We start from the raw sequence: 2,627 nt of genomic DNA on the forward strand, positions 1-2,627 counted from the left end.
GAAAGGTTGAAAAACCTTGAATTTTCAATAAAAAACACTTGATTATATGAGGAGGAAGATACTTATGATCTGCTTACTGTAATGTCTGGGATAAGAGCTATGAAACTTATAAAGAGAGATGTTGAAAACGTGGGAGGTGGATTTGATATGTGTAAGGCGTTTGATGATATGATGAGGGATAGTCGTGAAGAAGGCTATATGAGATGTGAGAGATTAATGGAAAAGCTCAACCAGGTATTAATTGCTTCTAAACGTATTGACGATTTAGTACATGCAAGTACAGACCGAGAGTATCGGCAGAAACTTATGATGGAGCTTGGAATTGTTTAAAGTTGAATGTGATTTACCCTAGATCTAAGAAAGATATTTATGCTTATTTCTATTATGTAAATGTAACCAAATGTGGGAGGTGGGTTTGATATGTGTAAGGCGTTTGATGATATGATGAGAGATAGTAAGCAAGAAGGCAAACGTGAAGGTAAACGTGAAGGCATACGCGAAGGCGAGCGTATGACAGAAGAACACATGAATGCATTAATTCAAAAGTTAGTTTCTGCTGGGCGCATTAATGATTTACTGCAAGCAAGTAAAGATAAAAAATATCGAAAAAAATTAATGGGCGAATTGGGGATTGCATGAGGATAAAACTGGGTGGTGGCTTTGAGGGCTGCCACTCTATTTATTTGGAAATTTTAGTGTTAAAGATAAGTGGGGATTTGTGGCTGGCTAGAGGGGGATTTCTTTTGAATTAAGTTTGTTCAATTATGGGGGAATTGGGATGGGAAGGGCCGTGTTGGTTGCGATTTCAATTCCGATTTTTACTTCTCAGTTGGAGAAGTCTAGAGAAGCCGTTGACCTTGCAAATATTAGAGCCGGATATGCAGAAGTTATGAGTGCTGCATTAACTGGCGATACCCCAACTGCAGCTGCGGAAACAAAAGATACTGTTGTATATAATAGCACAAGCAAAAGCTATTCTTACACAGTTGATCTGAAGCAGAAAGTTGCCGATTGGCAAACTGGAATTGACGATATTTCAATTGGAGAAATCAAACTTTCTAGTGTTGCTTCAAAACCGGCTGCCAATGGTACTGCAACAATTTCATACACACCAGATGCAGCAGGAACAGCAAAACCAACACTTTCATTTAAATAAAAAACCGAAAAAAATTGTGAAGTGAAAATACCCCAAAATAGAGCGATGCAGAGCACCGCTCTATTTTATTCTGCTAATGAACAACTAACTGCACTAGCATCTGTGCTTTTAATTACGAACCTTTGGGTCAGACCCCAAGGTTCTTGTCGTCTCCTTTGTTATATACAAATATCAATCAAGAACCAGATGTAGCTGCTTTGTATTCTACAGTACAAGCACCCGTAGCTTCTGTTACAGTTACAACACATGTACCGCCTACGGCAGGTGATCCTTTTGCTGTTACTCCTGCAATGGCTTTATCCGCATCAGTTGTTTTCCAACCAGCTTCTTTCTGGCCAAGTTTTATAGTAGCTGTATATACATATGCATTTTCATTACCAGTTCTTCCAAAAGTTGTTGTTGTAGTACTAGTAGGTGCTGCATCCTCTGTTAATGCTGCTGAAATTTCTGCATACGCTGCACGAATATTTGCAAGATCTGTTGATTCACGAGCTTTCTCTAACTGGCTCGTAAAAATCGGAATACTAATCGCAACCAACACGGCCCTTCCCGTACGGATCCGTCCATAGTTGAACGAATTTCCATAATACATCCAAGTTTGACAAAAACAAAATGAATACAATGAATTTTATACTTATTTAATACATTTCCCCTTTCCAAATCCTCCCATCTATGCTAATATAAATCCAAAGCATATTTCTTCTAATTTTCAAGGTGCATCTGCACTATCTAATGTGATCTAAATACATTTCAGAAATCTATGCTTTTAAATTCAAAATCATTTAAGAGCAGGAGAGGTCTGAGGTGCAAGTGTTCAACTCTCCTGGGAAGGGAGAATTGAATATGGCAAAACAGAAAGTGACAACTGTGCAGAAACAGGAACTACAGCAAGAATTGGAGATGGTGCCGGAGGCGAATATAAAATACAAGGATAATGTTTTCCGCACGCTTTTTTCCAGCAAGGAGAATCTGTTATCCTTGTATAATGCTCTAAACGGGAAGCAGTATAGTGATCCGAATGCTTTGGAAATCGTAACATTAGAGAATGCCATCTACATGGGCATGAAAAATGACCTGGCATTTATCCTGGATTTCAATATATTTTTGTGGGAGCATCAGTCCACCTATAATCCAAACATCCCGTTGAGAGATCTTATTTACATAGCTAACGAGTACCAGAAATACGTAGAACTGAATGGGATTTCCCTGTATTCCCGTCGCCAGCAGAAGATACCAGCGCCGAGGTTTATTGTGTTTTATAATGGAGAGAAGCAAATCGGCGAGCAGATGGAGCACCGCTTATCGGATGCATACGAGAATTTCAGCGGAGATCCGGAGCTGGAACTAAAGGTTATGGTGATTAATATCAATGATGGCCATAATAAAGCCTTGATGGAGCAATGCAAGAAATTAAAAGAATATGCACAATATGTAGCCAGAGTAAGGAAATACCAGAAAATCATGCCATTAA

General features: G+C 38.9%; 4 protein-coding genes and 1 pseudogene. 4 read left to right on the forward strand and 1 reads right to left on the reverse strand.

What is annotated here, in order from left to right:
- Positions 1–147 precede the first annotated feature (147 nt).
- The 3 genes from LIQ05_RS19085 to LIQ05_RS19095 all read left to right on the forward strand — a co-directional run bounded on the left by LIQ05_RS19085 (position 148) and on the right by LIQ05_RS19095 (position 1,156).
- The gene (locus LIQ05_RS19085) at positions 148–330 is read left to right on the forward strand and encodes a hypothetical protein (RefSeq protein ID WP_226822898.1); all 183 of its coding nucleotides are present in this window, start codon (positions 148–150) and stop codon (positions 328–330) included.
- Between the two features lie 90 nt (positions 331–420).
- A complete protein-coding gene (locus LIQ05_RS19090; protein ID WP_226822899.1) occupies positions 421–639 on the forward strand; it encodes a hypothetical protein in 219 nt (72 codons plus the stop codon).
- Between the two features lie 139 nt (positions 640–778).
- Complete coding sequence (locus tag LIQ05_RS19095) at positions 779–1,156, forward strand: hypothetical protein (RefSeq protein WP_226822900.1); 378 nt, start codon at positions 779–781, stop codon at positions 1,154–1,156.
- Positions 1,157–1,331: 175 nt separating this feature from the next.
- Here the strand turns inward: LIQ05_RS19095 and LIQ05_RS19100 are convergent, their stop codons facing one another.
- Positions 1,332–1,694, reverse strand: a complete 363-nt coding sequence (locus LIQ05_RS19100; RefSeq protein ID WP_226822901.1) for a hypothetical protein — start codon at positions 1,692–1,694, stop codon at positions 1,332–1,334.
- A gap of 305 nt (positions 1,695–1,999) precedes the next feature.
- Here LIQ05_RS19100 and LIQ05_RS19105 point away from each other — a divergent pair.
- Positions 2,000–2,627 (forward strand): annotated as a pseudogene (locus LIQ05_RS19105) (hypothetical protein); the annotation flags it as partial.

The organism is Blautia glucerasea (assembly GCF_020537505.1).
In the GTDB taxonomy this organism is placed as follows: domain Bacteria; phylum Bacillota; class Clostridia; order Lachnospirales; family Lachnospiraceae; genus Blautia_A.